14 protein-coding genes are annotated in these 16,860 nt (G+C 56.4%); 9 read left to right on the forward strand and 5 right to left on the reverse strand.

Annotation, left to right across the window (positions count from 1 at the left end; genetic code table 11):
• Nucleotides 1-72: 72 nt before the first annotated feature.
• Genes G4Z14_RS17065 through G4Z14_RS17080 form a run of 4 tightly spaced genes read right to left on the reverse strand, consistent with a single transcriptional unit; the run spans nucleotide 73 to nucleotide 1,554 of the window.
• Nucleotides 73-495, reverse strand: a complete 423-nt coding sequence (locus tag G4Z14_RS17065; protein WP_164627903.1) for a type II toxin-antitoxin system VapC family toxin — start codon at nucleotides 493-495, stop codon at nucleotides 73-75.
• A 3-nt stretch (nucleotides 496-498) separates the two neighbouring features.
• Complete coding sequence (locus tag G4Z14_RS17070; protein WP_164627905.1) at nucleotides 499-741, reverse strand: FitA-like ribbon-helix-helix domain-containing protein; 243 nt, start codon at nucleotides 739-741, stop codon at nucleotides 499-501.
• On the reverse strand, nucleotides 713-1,126 hold the full coding sequence (locus G4Z14_RS17075; protein ID WP_164627907.1) for a hypothetical protein: 414 nt from the start codon (nucleotides 1,124-1,126) through the stop codon (nucleotides 713-715). Before G4Z14_RS17075 ends, G4Z14_RS17070 begins: the two co-directional genes overlap by 29 nt.
• 5 nt (nucleotides 1,127-1,131) lie before the next feature.
• The gene (locus G4Z14_RS17080) at nucleotides 1,132-1,554 is read right to left on the reverse strand and encodes a helix-turn-helix domain-containing protein (RefSeq protein ID WP_164627909.1); all 423 of its coding nucleotides are present in this window, start codon (nucleotides 1,552-1,554) and stop codon (nucleotides 1,132-1,134) included.
• A gap of 140 nt (nucleotides 1,555-1,694) precedes the next feature.
• On the opposite strand from G4Z14_RS17080, the gene G4Z14_RS17085 reads away from it, so the two are divergent.
• The 4 genes from G4Z14_RS17085 (at nucleotide 1,695) to G4Z14_RS17100 (ending at nucleotide 4,753) form a co-directional block, all read left to right on the forward strand.
• The gene (locus G4Z14_RS17085; protein WP_164627911.1) at nucleotides 1,695-1,967 is read left to right on the forward strand and encodes a hypothetical protein; all 273 of its coding nucleotides are present in this window, start codon (nucleotides 1,695-1,697) and stop codon (nucleotides 1,965-1,967) included.
• A gap of 10 nt (nucleotides 1,968-1,977) precedes the next feature.
• On the forward strand, nucleotides 1,978-2,214 hold the full coding sequence (locus tag G4Z14_RS17090; RefSeq protein ID WP_110807116.1) for a hypothetical protein: 237 nt from the start codon (nucleotides 1,978-1,980) through the stop codon (nucleotides 2,212-2,214).
• Nucleotides 2,214-3,326, forward strand: coding sequence for a tyrosine-type recombinase/integrase (locus G4Z14_RS17095; RefSeq protein WP_164627914.1), 1,113 nt, complete (start codon nucleotides 2,214-2,216; stop codon nucleotides 3,324-3,326). Before G4Z14_RS17090 ends, G4Z14_RS17095 begins: the two co-directional genes overlap by 1 nt.
• Nucleotides 3,327-3,727: 401 nt before the next feature.
• Nucleotides 3,728-4,753, forward strand: a complete 1,026-nt coding sequence (locus G4Z14_RS17100) for a hypothetical protein (protein WP_164627916.1) — start codon at nucleotides 3,728-3,730, stop codon at nucleotides 4,751-4,753.
• 323 nt (nucleotides 4,754-5,076) lie between these two features.
• Here the strand turns inward: G4Z14_RS17100 and G4Z14_RS17105 are convergent, their stop codons facing one another.
• Nucleotides 5,077-5,400 (reverse strand): DUF3768 domain-containing protein, encoded by a 324-nt coding sequence (locus tag G4Z14_RS17105; RefSeq protein ID WP_164627918.1) that lies wholly within the window; start codon nucleotides 5,398-5,400, stop codon nucleotides 5,077-5,079.
• 292 nt (nucleotides 5,401-5,692) lie between these two features.
• Here G4Z14_RS17105 and G4Z14_RS17110 point away from each other — a divergent pair, with 292 nt between their 5' ends.
• The 5 genes from G4Z14_RS17110 (at nucleotide 5,693) to G4Z14_RS17130 (ending at nucleotide 16,771) form a co-directional block, all read left to right on the forward strand.
• Complete coding sequence (locus G4Z14_RS17110; RefSeq protein WP_164627920.1) at nucleotides 5,693-6,736, forward strand: YaaC family protein; 1,044 nt, start codon at nucleotides 5,693-5,695, stop codon at nucleotides 6,734-6,736.
• A gap of 202 nt (nucleotides 6,737-6,938) precedes the next feature.
• Nucleotides 6,939-9,803, forward strand: coding sequence for an SNF2-related protein (locus G4Z14_RS17115; protein ID WP_164627922.1), 2,865 nt, complete (start codon nucleotides 6,939-6,941; stop codon nucleotides 9,801-9,803).
• On the forward strand, nucleotides 9,803-11,551 hold the full coding sequence (locus G4Z14_RS17120) for a site-specific DNA-methyltransferase (RefSeq protein WP_164627924.1): 1,749 nt from the start codon (nucleotides 9,803-9,805) through the stop codon (nucleotides 11,549-11,551). The genes G4Z14_RS17115 and G4Z14_RS17120 overlap by 1 nt, the downstream gene beginning before the upstream one ends.
• Nucleotides 11,552-11,553: 2 nt before the next feature.
• Nucleotides 11,554-14,370, forward strand: a complete 2,817-nt coding sequence (locus G4Z14_RS17125) for a DEAD/DEAH box helicase family protein (protein WP_164627926.1) — start codon at nucleotides 11,554-11,556, stop codon at nucleotides 14,368-14,370.
• Between the two features lie 64 nt (nucleotides 14,371-14,434).
• The gene (locus G4Z14_RS17130) at nucleotides 14,435-16,771 is read left to right on the forward strand and encodes a DNA polymerase (protein WP_164627928.1); all 2,337 of its coding nucleotides are present in this window, start codon (nucleotides 14,435-14,437) and stop codon (nucleotides 16,769-16,771) included.
• Nucleotides 16,772-16,860 lie beyond the last annotated feature (89 nt).

The raw sequence follows: 16,860 nt of genomic DNA on the forward strand, positions 1-16,860 counted from the left end.
GGGTTCAAGTACATCAAATGTCGACCTTCTCATTCACCGTATGTGGTTACGAATGTTCGATCTCTACAGCGTTCATTCGCCACCCCACGGGTTGATCACGTCGATACCGCAACCCTCAAAGTCACGCGTGTTGCGCGTGACCACCGGCATTCCGGTCGCCCGCGCAATCGCCGCAATCTGGCAATCCGCATCCGCGATCGGCCGCCCCGCAGACCTTCGGCCTGCAGCGATCTCGGCATAGGTCTTGGCTGCATCGGTGTCGAACGGCAGGATGCGCCCCTCGAAATCCTCGTCGATCGTGGCGTCAAGCGCGGCCTTGAGACCTTCGCGCCGCTGGCCTGCAGGCAGGATGGCAATGCCGGTGCGCAGCTCTGCTTCGGTCACAGCAGAGAGGTAGAGGGTGGAGGGGTCTTGGGTGGAGAACCAATCGAGGACAGAGGGGGCTGGGGCGGCCCGCATCAGCTCGGAAATGACGTTGGTGTCGATCAGGAACATGGGTCACTCGAAATTGGGGGTCGGTCTCATCTCGCTGCGCTTCGGCTGGGGAAGATCGATGCCGCCGACCTCGGCAAACCGCTCGTGGATGGACTGGCCCAGGTCGCGCAGCGGCGTCGGCCGCGTGACCACTTGGCGCAGGATTTCCCGCGCCTCTTCTTCCATGGACCGACCGTGCTCGGCCGCCCGCACGCGCAGGCGGCGCTTCACGTCGTCGTCAAGGTTTCTGATGGTGATGCTGCCCATGCGTGCCTCCCACTGCTTCCTGCAAGTTAGGCAATGCTTGCACTGCAATCAAGCGATGCGTGGTGGTCGCGCTCGTCTTCTTGTCCAATTGACGCAACCGGCGCTGCAATCTGCGCTCGACACCAAGGGCGAGAGCGATCGCTGGAAGCAGTAGGGCGAAGAGCGTTCCGGCGGTCACAGAAAGTCCGATGGTTGCGGCAGATTGATAGGAGAAAGGGGCAACAGGCAGCTCCATCAGATTGAGCCGAAGCCAACCAGCCATGTAGATGCCAGCACTAGTCGCCGAAACAAAGTAGAGCACCGAAAACACGCGCTTCAGGTCAAAATCGACGGCTTCCAGAACCGCCATTCGTTGGCGGTTCCACCGCGGGGAGGCTTCCAGCACTCGTTTCACTCCGTGAGTAATTCTATCCAGGTATGGACATCGTCCATCTCGATCGGCTTGCCCTGCAGGAATGACCGATACCAACGGGCAGCAATTGCCCCCCGCTTTTCCGTTTTCAGCTTGATGCCCTGCTTGGCAAGGTAGGTGTCGAGAGCCACCTCGAACTCTTCCAGCGCCTTCAGGTCATGCTCGACCCGCGCCGAACGGTTGCCCAGCAGAATCCACATCAGATCCACCTGAAAACGGTCATGCAGCGCCACCAGCGTCTCGACCGGCAAGCCGCGCTGGCCCTTTTCATAGCTGTGATAGGCCCGGTGCGACACACCCAGCGCCTCGGCCATTCCCGCCTGGGACAGGCCGATCTCGTTCCGCGTGATGGCGAGCCGCGCCCCCATGCTGGCGAACAGCTCGGATGTTTTCTGCGACATCCGCGTTACCCGGTTGACGTCGACGCAACTTCGCGCAAGTATCGCACAAAATGACGTATTCGACATGTTTCCGCATTCTGACCACGTCAGAATGTGCATGGCAAGCGATTCCGTGCGTAACCCTACAGGAGACCGCCTCTATGGCCCAAGAACCCCTGCTTTCACCGAAGGAACTCAGCCAAGCCGTCGGCATCAGTGTCACGCAAATTCGTGCGCTGATGAACGAGGGGCGGCTGGAATACCTCGCGATATCCCCGAAAACCCGCCTTCTGACCATGAGCGGATGGGAGAGGTTCCGGCGAACTGCCACACGGGCAGCCAGCCAAACAGGCAGCGATGCAAACGACCAACCTGCTGCCCATGCCGACGGCCATCCGGTCCGGCAGGCAGACATGCAAACCGGCAAAGAATGAGGCGACGCCCATGTCGACGACCAACCTCAACATCAGCGTGATCGAAAAGCGCATGTTCAAGGAGACGGAGGCGGCCAGCTACGCGGGCCTGCCAGTCAAGCACTTCAAGATCGCCTGCCCGGTGCAGCCGATCCAACTGCGGCAGGGCGTGCTGCTTTGGGACAAGCGCGACCTCGATCTCTGGATCGACGATGTGAAGACCGGCACGCAGGCCACCACGCACGACGCCATCCTGGCGCGCCTCTGATGACGTCGGTGCGCATCAAGGGCTTCAAGATCTTCAAGGATCGCCACGGTCGGATGCGCTGCTACCACCGCGAGACCGGCCAGAAGATCGACCTTGTGAAAGCCCCGCTCGGATCGGCCGCCTTTTTCACCGAATGTGAGAAAATCACCGCCATTGCCGAGGCAAACAAGGCCAAGGCACCAAAGGTCGGCACTCTGGGCGGGCTGATCCAGTCCTACTACGAGACCGAGCATTTCAAGAACCTCGCCCCAGCAACGCGGCGGGACTACCGGCAGTGCGCCGATTTCCTGGAACCTATCCGTGACTCCCCCATCCATACCATCGACACGCCGCTGGTCGCGGGCATCCACGACAAAGCGGCCCAGAAGATCGGCTGGCGGCGCGCGAACATGCTGCGGACGTTCCTAAGCGAGGTCTTTCGCTTCGCCATCCCCAAGGGGCTGATTTCGGCTAACTTCGCCACTGGCGTGATCCCGAAGCCCCGCCCGGCCAAGCTCGCCTACGCCAACCGCCCGTGGGAGCCGGAGGAATGCGACATCGTCCTCGAACACGCACGGCCGCATGTGAAGGTGGTGCTGGCGGTGCTGATGAACACCGGCCTCGATCCGTCCGACGCGCTGAACCTTCGGCGCGACCAGATCGATGGCGAGACCATCTGGGGCGTGCGGGGCAAGACCGGGGTCGAAGTCGCCATTCCCATTGGCCCCACGCTGCACGCAGCCCTGAAGCAAGCGCCGCAACACGATGCGCCCGAACTGCTGGCAAACTCACGTGGCGAACAATGGACCTACAACGGCTTTTCCACCGTCTGGCACCGCTTCAAGACGGGGCTGGAGGCGCAGGGGCTGATCCAGCCCGGCCTCACCCTCAAGGGCCTGCGGCACACCGTTGCGACCACGCTGCGCGAGGCGGGGCTGGATGAACGCCGCATTGCCGACCTTCTGGGGCAGAAAACCCTGTCCATGGCGCGGCACTATTCGCGGTCTGCCAACCTTGCGGCGAAGAACCGCGAGACCATGGCGACTCTCGAAACCGAAAACGCGCGGCGGGCGCGGATTGTCAAACCCTCCGCCAAAAGCGTCAAACCCGAACCGAAAGAGAAATCGGAATGAAAACAAAAGCTAGCGATTTCAGGGATTTAAGTGGTGCCCAGAGCCGGAATCGAACCAGCGACACGCGGATTTTCAATCGCATTACCTGACATATTTATCAGAGGTTTACACGATTTTGTATAACTTTGTGTATAACTCATGAAAATCCCCTTTGCCAAGCGTGGCGATGGAGGCTTCGCACTGCCTCAGTGCGATAACAAAACACCGAAAAGAGGTACAATATCCGCAACAGATTGACCGGAATGGCGGGGACGGGCAAGCCTATCGGGAAGACGAAGCTGCGAACCGGCGCGACCATACCAGGGTCTGTCGAAGGGCAGACCCTGGACGTGTGGGGCTTGCTCTTCGGCGGGTTCCCGGCAACGTTCACCGGCGAATGAAGCACTTATGTGAGCCGTGCCTTGAAGGTCTACATCGCCAATTTTGGACGCCAGAACTACGAGTGGCCAGTTTGCCGGGATCGCGGCACAGTTGCGACCATGAACGCAGTTCGAGCCCAGAAATTCTGGGAGGCGAATGACCGAGAGGGCTATATTGCAGATCGGATGGTCCACGAGACCACTGCGGCAGGGAAAAAGCCTACAAAGGCGACCGCCTCTCGATGGTTCAACTTGATGACCATCATCGCGGAGACCTCTGGCGATATGTGGGTTCACAAGGATGGCGACGACCTTTGGTGGACGGTATCGCGCCGGGACGAACCATACTTTGAAACAAAAATGGAACCGATCGAACGGGGGCAAGAAGTGGTGGTTTGCCACAAGCCCTGCGAGAAATGGTCGAACGTTTCGAAGAAGGGCGTTCGGCTGAGGTGGAACGAACTTCACCCGAAGGCCAAGGACTTCCTGTCGACTGAGGCAACGCTCCAATCTCTTAGCGCGCTGTACCGGGATTACACTTTGGCGCTAATCGGCGGGGAAGACCTCAGCCCGTGGCACAATGACCCTCTATGGGCGAAGCGCCGTGAGGCATCTAGAAACGGTTATGCGCCGGTAAAGCATGGAACTCTGGCGGATCGAATAGCTTATCAAAGGGCATCGGAACTGTTCAGCGCCGCCGACGCCGCAGAACGAATGGCGCGCACCGCCATTGGCACGACCAATTCGGCCAATGGCCAAGTTGTTGAGCGCGTCGTGAAGAGGAAGGACTTGAAGTTCCCTTCGGCTGCCGCGCTGCAAGACTATATCGCGGACCTGATGGCATCGCAGGAGTACTGCTGCGAGCTGACCGGGCTTCCCCTTGAGTTTGACGAGGTCAACGGAGATCAGGCGATGTTCGCCTCCTTGGATCGGATCGACAGCAGTGGGCACTACGTACCCGGCAATCTACAGGTGGTGTGTCGGTTCGCCAACTTCTGGAAGGGCGCTTCTGATGATGGAGAGTTCCGGCGCCTGATCAGTGTTGTCCGGTCCGTGGCCATCAGTTGACCTACCAGATTGGAACTGGATTGGGTGCGGCAGTCCAGTGAGACGTCAAGGCATTGCCGATCCGATCAGTCCGACGAGACATCGCCACGCGTGGCGATGGAGGCAGCGCCTCGTCCCTGATGGAATAGAAGCCCCTGAGAATATGAGTTGAAAACGGAATTGCGAGGGGAGTTGAGGCCCGAAGCCTATAGAAAATCGGGGCGCATCGCAAAAAATGGTAAATGTTATATATGGGCGTGGAGTATCGACATCTACCATTTTTATATTTTATATCAATATCTTAACTCGATATTGGCGTTTTGTCAAGCCCCACGAAAACCTCATCAATATTCACTGGCGAGCAACACTGTCAACACGCGGATCGTCGCCTCAGGATCAGCGGGGTCCTCTGACCCAGCCGTCAGCGTCCGATCATAATAGTCGATCTTCCAGAAGATGGTCTCGCTGTTGTGGATGAACGACCCGAAGTCATGTTCGCCGTAGGGGTCGTTATCCCCGTCGAAGGCGTCGAACGTCCTGACGCGCTCCAACACCGCCGCGACATCATTCAACGCCTGAACCCCTTGGGTGATCATCACTCGACACCCGATGAATGTCGAGCGGGCCCTGTCGTTCATCGAACGGATTGTGGTGGTTCTGCCGTCCATCGGGCTCTCCAATCAGAAGCTAATTCTGATGGCCCCGATCCCCCCTCAACTCCCCTAAATCAACACACCCCAGGGCTGGGGCGAAGCCCCGTCGCGAAGCGACCTACATGGAGACTTCGACTGTCGCGCCACTTCAGGCATCTGTGGTTCGCCGAAAGAAGACTCAACGCTTCAGCAACTAGCGGCGCGACGACTGCAGGCGACCTAAGAGCCTTCTCGTCTGGGTTTTGTGTTGCGTAGCGACCTCCACCCTTGATAGTGTGGAGGCGTTCTTGGAGGAGTTTTCGTTAAGTTGGCTGAGCAAATTAAGGTCAAAAGTCGTCGCCTTTGGATGCACAAGGGAGTCAGGGACCCAAATTTTCTGGCCGAACACGTTTTAACACGAGATCCATGGCTTTACGTAGAGCTATGGCTTAGACGAAAAAAATCCGCTGAAAGTTTGAGCTACTGGGCGCAAGCTCGACGTTTTGCTGATGCGGCAGAAGAAATGCCAATAGAGGCTGCCCCGTTAGCTTGCTACTACTCCTTTTTGAATGCGACAAAGGCTCTACTAACCTATAAGAAATGTACAAATGGTCATCATCATGGTGTTTCTGGTGATCGACCTGAAAATGCTCGCGCATTACTTAGTAATGAACTAGTTACATTCCAAATGGGTGGCGTTCTTCCTGGCCTATGCTCATACTATGGAGATAGCGCAACCAAGGAAAAATACACACTATCTGATATATTGTGGAATATTCCATTCATACACCGAGCCTATCGCCTCACATTTACCGGAAAGACCGAGCTCTTCATCCCTCTTGAAAATGCGAGATACGTTAAGAAGAATGGGTCCAGCGAGAGTTACTTCGAGGCTAAGCTCATAGATCGTTTTTCTGATAAGAGGCGGTTGGTAAGCATTCCTAATTCTTTCGAATTGTTCGATAGTGATGAGGGCTGCATTGTGCGTCGCAAAAAGACCTTTAAGTGGTTTGAGGGTCGATCCAGTGATACCAAAGTTGTTTCAGCACATGAACGTCTGGGCAAATATCATGCCCAGACTCGACGTCTTGTCGTCTGCATTTCGGGAAGCAAAGACCTTTGGTATCTCAAGAAGCAGGTTGAGAACAACCCTCCTGGAAGTCGGCATCTGTTGACGCTGATGTTTGCCGCAATGCACCGCTTCAGTGAGCTTTCGAGGTATGATCCTAATGGATTCGAGCGCCACTTGGCTGGTCAATCAAACTGGCTGATTACTGAATTTATACGTGGCGCCATGGACCAATTCATTGATCAGATCGCTACGGAAATTACTGGATGTCAATTCTGGCCGCCAAGGACTCGAACAGGATAAAGCTTCTTAATCTGCTTTTTTCTGAATCTATTTTTGTTTTGTGAGTTATTTTATTGATAATAGATAAGCCCGAGCTCTTTTGGTACTGTGCCGCGTCCTGCCACGCGAGCTATGGCCTTGCCATTCTTTGTTGTGGTTGGTTCACATCTGCCGCAGCGCTTGCTAGACAGTTATATGGCGGCAAGAGAGAGTGGAGTACGGCTTGACTGTTTCGGGTTACACCCCTTTTCACGCGAAGTACTTTGCGAACTTCCTGACGCGTGAAGGGATTGATGAGGCCGATGCCCTGACGCAGTCGCTGTCGTCGGCCCGTGTTGACCTGAACCCGCACCAAGTTGATGCCGCGATGTTCGCGTTACGCTCGCCCCTCTCAAAGGGTGTTCTACTCGCGGACGAGGTGGGGTTGGGCAAGACCATCGAGGCTGCCTTGGTCCTCAGTCAGCGATGGTGGGAACGGCAACGGCACCTTTTGCTTGTGGTACCTGCGTCACTTCGAAAACAGTGGGCCACCGAATTGCGCGAGAAGTTCTCGCTGCCATCTGTGATCCTCGATGCGAAAAGGGTGAAGGAAATCACCCTCGATGGCCGCTCCAGCCCCCTTGGGCGTGGTGAGGGCATCGTCATTCTGTCCTACGAGTACGCAGCGCGGATCGCTGACGAATTGCGCCGCGTTCCATGGAACCTCGTTGTCTTCGACGAAGCCCATAAGCTGCGCAACGTCTACAAGGCGACCGAAACCTCACGCGCCGCCGTCCTCAAGGACGCCCTTGCTGGTCGGCAGAAACTTCTTCTGACGGCCACTCCGCTTCAAAATAACCTGATGGAGCTTTTCGGCCTCATCACCATCATCGACGAAACCTATTTCGGGTCCGAGCAGGCTTTTCGGGCGGAGTTTGGGGGCCGGGAGGAACTGGCGTCACAGGCCCTGCTGGCCCGTCGCCTTGAGCCGATCTGCAAGCGTACACTGCGACGGCAGGTGCAAAAGGCCGGGTTGATCAACTACACCAACCGTTTGCCCAAGACCTTCGATTTCACCCCGGAGAAGCTTGAGACCGATCTTTACGAGTTGATGTCGACCTACCTGCAACGCCAAGACACCTTGGCGCTGGGTAACAACGGGCGACATCTGGTCACGTTGGTGTTGAGGAAAGTCCTCGGCTCCTCGTCTTTCGCCATCGCCCATACGTTGGACAAGATGCTGCGTCGTCTGGAGGAAACCCAGATCGTCAACGCGGCCACTCTCGACGACATCGATGGTTTCGCGGAAGAGGCCGATGAATGGCGCGAAGCGGGCCGTGCCGACGAGGCTGATGCCGTCGACAGCCGGGATGACTATGACGCCGAAAAGGTTGATCCCAAGCAGCTGCAGGCGGAAATCAACGAACTTCGCTATTATCGTGACTTGGCCATGTCGATTGCCGCCAATGCCAAAGGCAAGGCGCTCCTCGACTGCCTGCCCGTCGTTCTGGGCGAAATCGTTTCCAAAGGAGGCCAGCGCAAGGCTGTCATCTTCACGGAGTCTGTGCGCACCCAGACCTATCTGCGCGAACTTCTCGAAAACAACGGGTTTCGGGGTCAGACCGTCGTTTTGAACGGCTCCAACGCGGACAAGGACAGCAACGCTCTCTACAAGGCGTGGCTGGAAAAGCATCGTGGAACCGATGTCGTTTCCGGCTCCAAGACCGCCGACATGAAGGCCGCCATCGTCGATGCCTTCCGTCACGACCGGCAAATCCTTATCGCGACCGAATCCGGGGCCGAGGGCATCAACCTTCAGTTCTGCTCGCTTCTCATCAATTATGACCTGCCGTGGAACCCGCAACGGGTTGAACAGCGCATCGGGCGTTGCCATCGGTATGGGCAGAAGATCGACGTCACCGTCATCAACTTCCTCAACCGCAAGAACCAAGCCGAGGCCCGTATCCACCAGCTTCTGGAGCAGAAGTTCAAGCTGTTCGATGGGGTGTTCGGTTCATCGGACGAGGTGTTGGGGGCCATCGAAAGCGGCGTGGACATCGAGCGCCGCATCCTCGACATCGTGCAGTCCTGCCGCACCAATGATGAAATCAACGCCGCTTTCGACCAACTGCAAGCCGAGTTCAGCGTCGAGATCGACGAGGCCAAGAAAGACGCCCGCAACAAGCTATTGGCCGAGATGGACGATAAGGTCATTGAACGCCTTCTTGGTCGCAAGGACGCGGTGAATTCCGCGATTGGCGATTTCAAAAGGGCGCTTCTGGGCCTTGTGCGCGCCGAACTGCCCGAGGCCGAGTTCCATTCCAACCACGTCCAGCGCTTTGACTATCAGGGCGACACCTGGTCAACCGAATGGCCTGAGGCGGATGAGAAGGGCTGGCGCTTCTTCCGTCTGTCGGATGAAGGGCTGGCCGATCAGCTGGTCGCGCAGGCCAAGGGGCGCGATCTGTCACCTGCAGAGCTGCGCTTTGACCTTGCGTCCTATGACGGCAATATTTCCAGCGCCAAAGCCCTGAGGGGTCAGTCTGGCTGGATGCGGGCTGCACGCCTTCGCCTTGTCACGCCAGCCCGCACTTGGGATGAAATCGTATGCGCCGCCATCACCGACGCGGGCAACGTAGTTCATCCCGAGGTGGCGGAACGCATGCTGCAAATTCCGGCAAGTGTTGTCGGGGCGGCGAGCGTCCCTTCGGATGACCGGCTGGATACTATCGTGCAGGAGCGTCAGACGGAAATTGTCGGCAAGGCGCATGAACGGCTGGGAGAGTTTCTGAACGAAGAGGAAGAACGGCTCGACGCTTGGCGCGACGATGCCAAGGTGTCCTATGATCAGCAGATCAAGGCGCTGACCAAGGACGCCAATGAGAAGAAGAAGCTGGCTCGTGCCACGTCGCACCTGCAAGCCAAGCTAGAGCTTCAGCGCGAGGCCAAGACCCTGCAATCGCGGGTTGATGACCTGCAGCACCAGCTTTACACACGGCTGCGTGAGATTGATGCCGAACGTGAAGCCATGCTCGACGAAATCGCCGAAAAACTGTCCCTTACCCCCGAAATGAACGACCTGTTCACGATCCGCTGGAGCCTTGTCTGATGGCCGCAAAGACTAAACTTGAACTCACTTGGATCGGCAAAGACATCCGCCCCCGTCTGGAACCGCGCATTCTGATCGAAGAGCCGGAGTTTTCCTATCACGCCAAGGCGCGGCGCGAGGGCGACAGCTTTGAGAACCTGCTGATCCATGGGGATAACCTGCTTGCGCTGAAGTCTTTAGAAACGGATCAGTCAGTGCGAGGCCACGTAAAGTGTGTCTACATCGATCCACCTTACAATACCGGAAATGCCTTTGAGCACTATGATGACGGACTTGAGCATTCAGTTTGGCTCTCCCTAATGAGAGAACGTCTGCACGTTTTGCACAATCTGCTTTCTGATGAGGGTTTCTGCTGTGTCCATATTGATGACTCTGAAGGACACTATCTGAAAATTTTGCTTGATGAGGTGTTCGGACGAAGCAACTACCTCACGACACTATATGTGCAAGTTAGATATGCAAATAAGACACTCAAGCAGGATATGGCATTTCACAAACAAATTGAGATGGTTCATATCTACAGAAAGTCCTATGCCGCCAAACCTAATTTGCCAACGATCGCGATAACTGATGAGAAGTTCTGCTATTATGTCAGAGAGCTCGGCGCAGGGCGTTCAATGGTCCTTGGCGGAAAAGATGTGACAGTTTTTGGTCCAAGTGAATACGAAATAATCAAAGGTGAACCGTCTGAAGATGGCTTGAAAGAGATATGGGCTACAGGCAGCATTCTTGATGGTAACTCTTCGGGCCGATTTTTTAGGGATTACCTTACTGGCAGAGCGGACATTGATGGTCTTGGCGCGATTTACAAGGTGACTGGTATTGGGGATGATAAATTCCCCTATCGATACTTCAGCGGACCGAAGCGTGATGGGGCGACAAAAGGAAAATATTATCAGGGCATTCCTTTGAGCAAAGTTAGAAGCGAAGAGGCTACAACTCCTATCGAAAACTACTATGACATGGCTGGATCATTTGGAAATTGTCGTCATGAGGGAGGCGTTGAATTTAGGAGTGGGAAGAAACCCGAGGCGCTTCTGAAACTCATCTTAGAACGATTCTCGCGACCCGGAGATTTGGTTCTCGACTCCTTTGCCGGCTCGGGAACGACAGGCGCAGTAGCCCACAAGATGGGCCGCCGCTGGATCATGGTTGAACTGGGTGAGCATGCAAAAACGCACTGCGCACCGAGACTTCGTAATGTAATCGATGGTGCAGACGATAGTGGAGTATCTACTGCGTTACGTTGGGGAGGTGGCGGCGGCTATCGCTTCTGCCGTCTCGCACCCTCGCTCTTGGAAAAGGACGCATGGGGCAACTGGGTGATCCGAAAGGAATACAACCCAGCGATGCTGGCCGAGGCGATGTGCAAGCACTTCAACTACGTTTATCATCCATCCAACGATTGTTTTTGGATGCATGGAATGTCCTCGGATACTTCCTTCATTTACGTTACGACCAGCAGCCTGACCTTTGAACAGCTGCGGGCTATCTCCGACGAGGTAGGCGAAAACCGCAGTCTGCTGATCTGCTGCACGGCCTATGAAGCAAAGGGCGAAAGCCTGCCCAATCTGACCTTGCGCAAAATCCCCGGCGCTGTGCTGGACCGCTGCGAGTGGGGCAAAGACGACTATTCGCTGAAGATCAGCGCCCTGCCGATGATGGCCGACGAAGAAGAAGACGAAGCGCCTGCCGCCAAGAAGGCCAAGGCGGGCGCTGATGGTGATCTGTTCGATGATGGGGAGTGATCATGCAGCCGGTTGACCCCAAACGTGCCGTCACACAGATCTCCCAGCGCCTGTCCCTGCGCAAACCGCAAGCCGAGGCGCTGCGCAGGCTGGACGACATCGTTGAGCTGATTGCCCCGTCGAAAGACACTGATGTCGCTGCCGCCCGTGCTGCTGTGCGCCAAGCTTATGGCAAGCTGAGCGACGCCACCTTTGACGACTTCGAACGCGACTTCCCCAGCATCTGCTTTGCGCTGGCAACAGGGGTGGGCAAGACGCGGTTGATGGGGGCCTTCATCAGCTATCTCTACATGATCGGCAAAAGCCGGAACTTCTTTGTACTGGCCCCGAACCTGACCATCTACGAAAAGCTGCTTGCGGACTTTCAGCCCACCAGCCCGAAATATGTGTTCCGTGGGATCGAGGCTTTTGCTCACAACGCCCCCCTGATCGTGAACGCCGAAAACTACGAGGAAGGGCGCGGTGTGCGCGGTACCGACCTCTTCGGGCGCGAAGGGGCGATCATCAACATCTTCAACATCTCGAAGATCAATTCCGAGGTGAGGGGTGGCAACTCCCCCCGTATCAAGCGGCTGCAGGAGTATATCGGCGACAGCTACTTTGCCTATCTGTCGGGGCTGGATGACCTTGTGCTGTTGATGGACGAGGCGCATCGCTATCGTGGGTCTGCTGGGGCGAAGGCGATTGCCGAACTGAAGCCGATCCTGGGCCTAGAAGTGACCGCGACCCCCAAGACGGTCGGCTCCAAGAGCCAAGACTTCCGTAATGTCGTCTACCGCTACGATCTGCCCGACGCGATGGAAGACGGATATGTTAAGGAACCTGCGGTTGGCACTCGCGCTAACTTCAACCCGAAATCGGTGGATGAAGAGACGCTGCAGCGGATCAAGCTGGAAGACGGGGTCAACTACCACGAACATGTGCGGGTGAAGCTGGAAACCTATGCCCGTCAGCAAGACGTAAAGGTCGTTCGGCCCTTCATGCTGGTTGTGACGCAGGACACGACCCATGCACGGCAGGTGCGGGAATTCATCGAAAGCGATGGCTTCTTTGATGGGCGCTACAAGGGTCGCGTCGCAGAAATCCACTCTAAGCTGACAGGCGAAGAAAGCGACGAGAACGCCCAACGCCTGCTGAACATCGAAAAAGCTGGCGATACGGATATCGTCATCCACGTGAACAAACTGAAAGAGGGCTGGGACGTCTCGAACCTCTTTACCATCGTCCCGCTGCGGGCCTCTGCATCGGACATCCTGACAGAACAGACGCTAGGACGCGGCTTGCGCTTGCCCTACGGCAAGCGGACGGGTGTAGAGGTTGTGGATACCCTGACGGTCATTGCACACGAACGCTTTGATGAGCTGATCAGCAAGGCCAAGGAAGAGAACGGCGTTACCCGCAAGCTGAAGGGGGTCACGATTGGTGATGGCGGTGATGTGCCGTCCTCGAAACCCGTCGTTGTGCCCGCTCCTTCCGTGATCGAACAGATGATCGCGCAGGCTGCTATGCCAGATGCTCTGCCCACGAGTTTTCCGGCATATGTGCCGGGGGGCACTCAGGTAGCTCCCCCACAGGGGTTTGCAGCACCACCAGCTCCGGCATTCAAATACAGCAAGCCGGAAGAGCTGAACATCGCCAAGACCGTTCTGGCGGTTGTGTTGCCCCAGATCGGCAAGGAGGTTTCCTCCATCAAGGACCTGCAGAACCCAAAGGTGATTGAGCGGATCGCTAGTGCCGCCGTGGCCGCCCAGAAGTTCGATGATGGTCTGTTCCCGACCGTGACCTTGGAGCAGGCAACCGCCGTCGCCGAGGAGGTTTGCAAGCAGTTCGTGCAACGCACCATCGCCATCCCGACACTGACGATTACGCCCAAGCAGCAGGTATCCTTCGGTTTCAAGCCGTTCGAGCTGGACGTGAAGTCATGGAACTATCAGCCGCTTTCGAAGGAGCTGATGATCCAAATCCTGCGGACGGAAGCGCGGTCGACCATCTCCGGGGAGGCAGGCGGTGAGAGGCCCGAACGCCTTGCGGATTATCTGGTCACAAAGCTGATCGACTTCCCCGAAGTCGACTACGAGGCCCATTCAAATATCCTCTATGGGCTTGCGGGTCAGGTTGTGTCCCATTTTCGCGCCAAATATCCTGATGAAGAACAACTTCGCACCGTTCTGCAGGGTCATGCCAAGCAGATGGCGGAGGCGATCTTCGTCCAGATGAAACAAAATATGTGGCGTGAGCAGGCGAATTACCGGGTCACAGTCACTGCGGCCTTCGAGCACCTGAAGCCCCAGACGTTTGACGGATCAAGCCAGGACACGGTTCGCGATTTCCGCCATCCACCTGAACGGCTGCAAGATATCAAGCGGTTTATCTTCGGGGGATTTGCCAAGTGCTGTTATCAGATGGCCAAGTTCGACTCGGACACCGAAAGAAAGATGGCAGTCATTCTTGAACAGGATTCGACCGTTCAGCTTTGGATGAAGCCGGGGCCAAACCAGTTCAAAATCTTCGATGCTGATGGTCTGCCGTATCAGCCGGATTTTGTCGTCGAGACCGATACGGACAAGCTGATCATCGAGACCAAACGCGCTAGCGAGATGGAAGATGCCACCGTAAAGCGTAAAGCCGATGCCGCAAGCCTGTGGGCCTTCATCGCCACAGAGGTTCACGGCAAGAAAATCGGCGACAAGCCGTGGAGCTACTTGCTGGTTCCAGAGAATGCGGTTCTTGGAAACGCAACGGTCAAAGGTCTTTTATCGAACTGCCAGCGATTGGCGGACGCAGACCTTCGTGCGAGATACGATGTGTCGACGGTGTGACGCGAATGGATAAAGGGCGGGTGTTATGATGTCCCACCACCGGATTTTGGACTGATAGGTACTCATGGCCGACACAACCAGAAAGCCAAAGCCCGAGAACCTCAAGTCGCCGCTGGTCCTTGATGCGGCGCTATTCAATCCGTTGCCTCGTAGGGGAGTTCAGCCTGACTCGATCTTCTTAATCGGGTTCGACACCGAGTATGAGAAGTCGGACAGCACCGACGAGGAGGAGGCCAAATCAAACCGGGTCTTGTCCTATCAGTATTGCGGCCTCTTGGTCGATGACGACGGCGAGCAATATGATCTCAAGTGGTCGGGCATCATCTACCCGAAGGGGCCAACGGTTGAAGATCGCCTCACCATCCCCGAGTTCCTGCACCATGTTATTCAGGACGGTCTGAAGCAGCATCCTGCGCTGCGCTTCCCTTCACGGGTCCATCTCGTGGCCCATTTCACGCGGGCTGACGTTCCGGGGTTTCGCGAGTTCAAGGACAAGACCCTGCGAGATAGGCTGCTGCTTCAGAATATCCGAAGCCTTTTCATGAACCTCGAAAGCCCCTTCGTGGTGGAGTTCCAGTCCCAGACCGAAGGCAAGCCCGTTGAACTTAAGGTCTCATTCCGGGACACGATGACCTTGGCACCAACAGGGCTTCGCAGCCTCGACGACCTTGGGAAACTGGTAGGCGTTCCGAAGCTCAAGCTGTCCGACGATCCAAAGCAGGAATATTTCTATAAAACCCATATGGGGCGATTGCTTCAGGATGACCGTTCCCTGTTCGAACGGTACGCGATCCGTGACGCCGAAGTTTGCGCGGCCTATGCGGCTCAGATGATCCGGGCATCGGACGATAACTTGGGCGCTTTCGCCTTGCCAACGACCCTGTCCTCGAAGGGCCTCAAGCTTCTCAAGAAGTTCTGGGAGGACAATAGGGCTGACGGGCTTGCCTTGGTCGGCAAGGAAGAGGTCGATGAACTGATCTGGAGCACCAAGTTCAATCGCCACGTCAAGAGGAAGAGCCTTGTCAATTTGCCGTTCCTTCACTGGAACGAGCAGTTCCTGACCGAAGCCTATCATGGCGGGCGCAATGAGCAGTTCTGGTTCGGCCCGGCCCCGGAAGGGGTCTGGTACGACTACGATCTGGCCAGCGCCTACCCGTCGGCCATGACGCTGATCGGCACACCGGACTGGAGCAAGTTTTACGACATCCCCGACACCGATACCCTGCTGAGTGAACGGTTTTCCTCGTCCGATTTGGCCTTCGCCAATGTGGACTTCGAGTTCCCCGATGATGTCCTCTATCCAGTCCTCCCTGTCAGAACGACTCACGGTTTGATCTTCCCGCGAAAGGGCAACAGCACTACGCATATCAGCGAGATCTGGCTGGCACATCGGCTCGGTTGCAAGATCAAACTGATCGAGGGGCGATACGTCGAGTCCTCCGGCGGTGGTGATCCGGGTATTCCCGCGAATTCGATCCGGCCCTTTGCCGATTTTTCAAAGTTCTGCGTCGACAAGCGAAACGAATTCCCAAAAGGAACCCTTCAGAACCTGATGTGGAAGGAGATCGTCAACTCGACCTATGGCAAGACGGGGCAAGGCTTGAGGGAGCGGCGTGTCTATGACCTGCGCGATGCAGATACGAAACTGCTGCCCCCTTCCGACATCACCAATCCGGCCTATGCCTCGTTCATCACGGCTTTCTGCCGAGGCGTCCTGGGCGAAATCATGAACACCCTTCCTAAGGGTGTTTCGATTTTCAGCGTCACCACTGACGGGTTCCTGACCACTGCAAGCCCCGATCAGATGCAGGCCGCGACCAAGGGGGAATTGTGCCAATTCTATCAGAAGGCGCGGGCCTACCTGAGTGGCAAGAGCGACATATATGAGGTGAAGCACATCATTCGGCGTCCCTTGGGCTGGCGGACACGCGGTCAGGCCACGCTCGTTCCGTCTCAACCGGACGACTGGCAAGGAGCAGGTATCAGCCATTCGGAGGATGGAAGAATCGTCCTCGCCAAGGGCGGTATCAAGTTGAATGGTCGGTTGTCCAAAGCCGAACAAAATCAAGAAATCCTGACGAAATTCGCAGGCAGGAAGCCTGATGACATCCTCGCCTATAGCATCGGCTCTGGCCCAAAGTTCCAGTATACGGAGGGCAGCGACTTCATCGATATAGACGTTGTGAAAAGGCTATCCATGGAGTTCGACTGGAAGCGAAGGCCATCCGAACCCGAGGACTCGGACGTATCGGGCACCATCATGCCCGGAGGTCGGCATCTTTCGTTCAAAACCGTTCCATGGGACGATGTCCGCCAATTCAATAAGGTTAGGGAAAATTGGGGTGTATTCCGTCAGTCCAGCCTGCGCATTCCACGGAAGCTGGGCGCCTATTCCACGTGATCGTGGGCACTCGTTCCACGGCATCTTGGGCAGCTGTTCCACGCGAAGGTGGGCAGCTGGTTTGACCGACGGTTTCATGGAGTCAGGCT

Origin of the sequence: Tabrizicola oligotrophica (assembly GCF_011008935.1) — a bacterium.
Lineage (GTDB): Bacteria > Pseudomonadota > Alphaproteobacteria > Rhodobacterales > Rhodobacteraceae > Tabrizicola_A > Tabrizicola_A oligotrophica.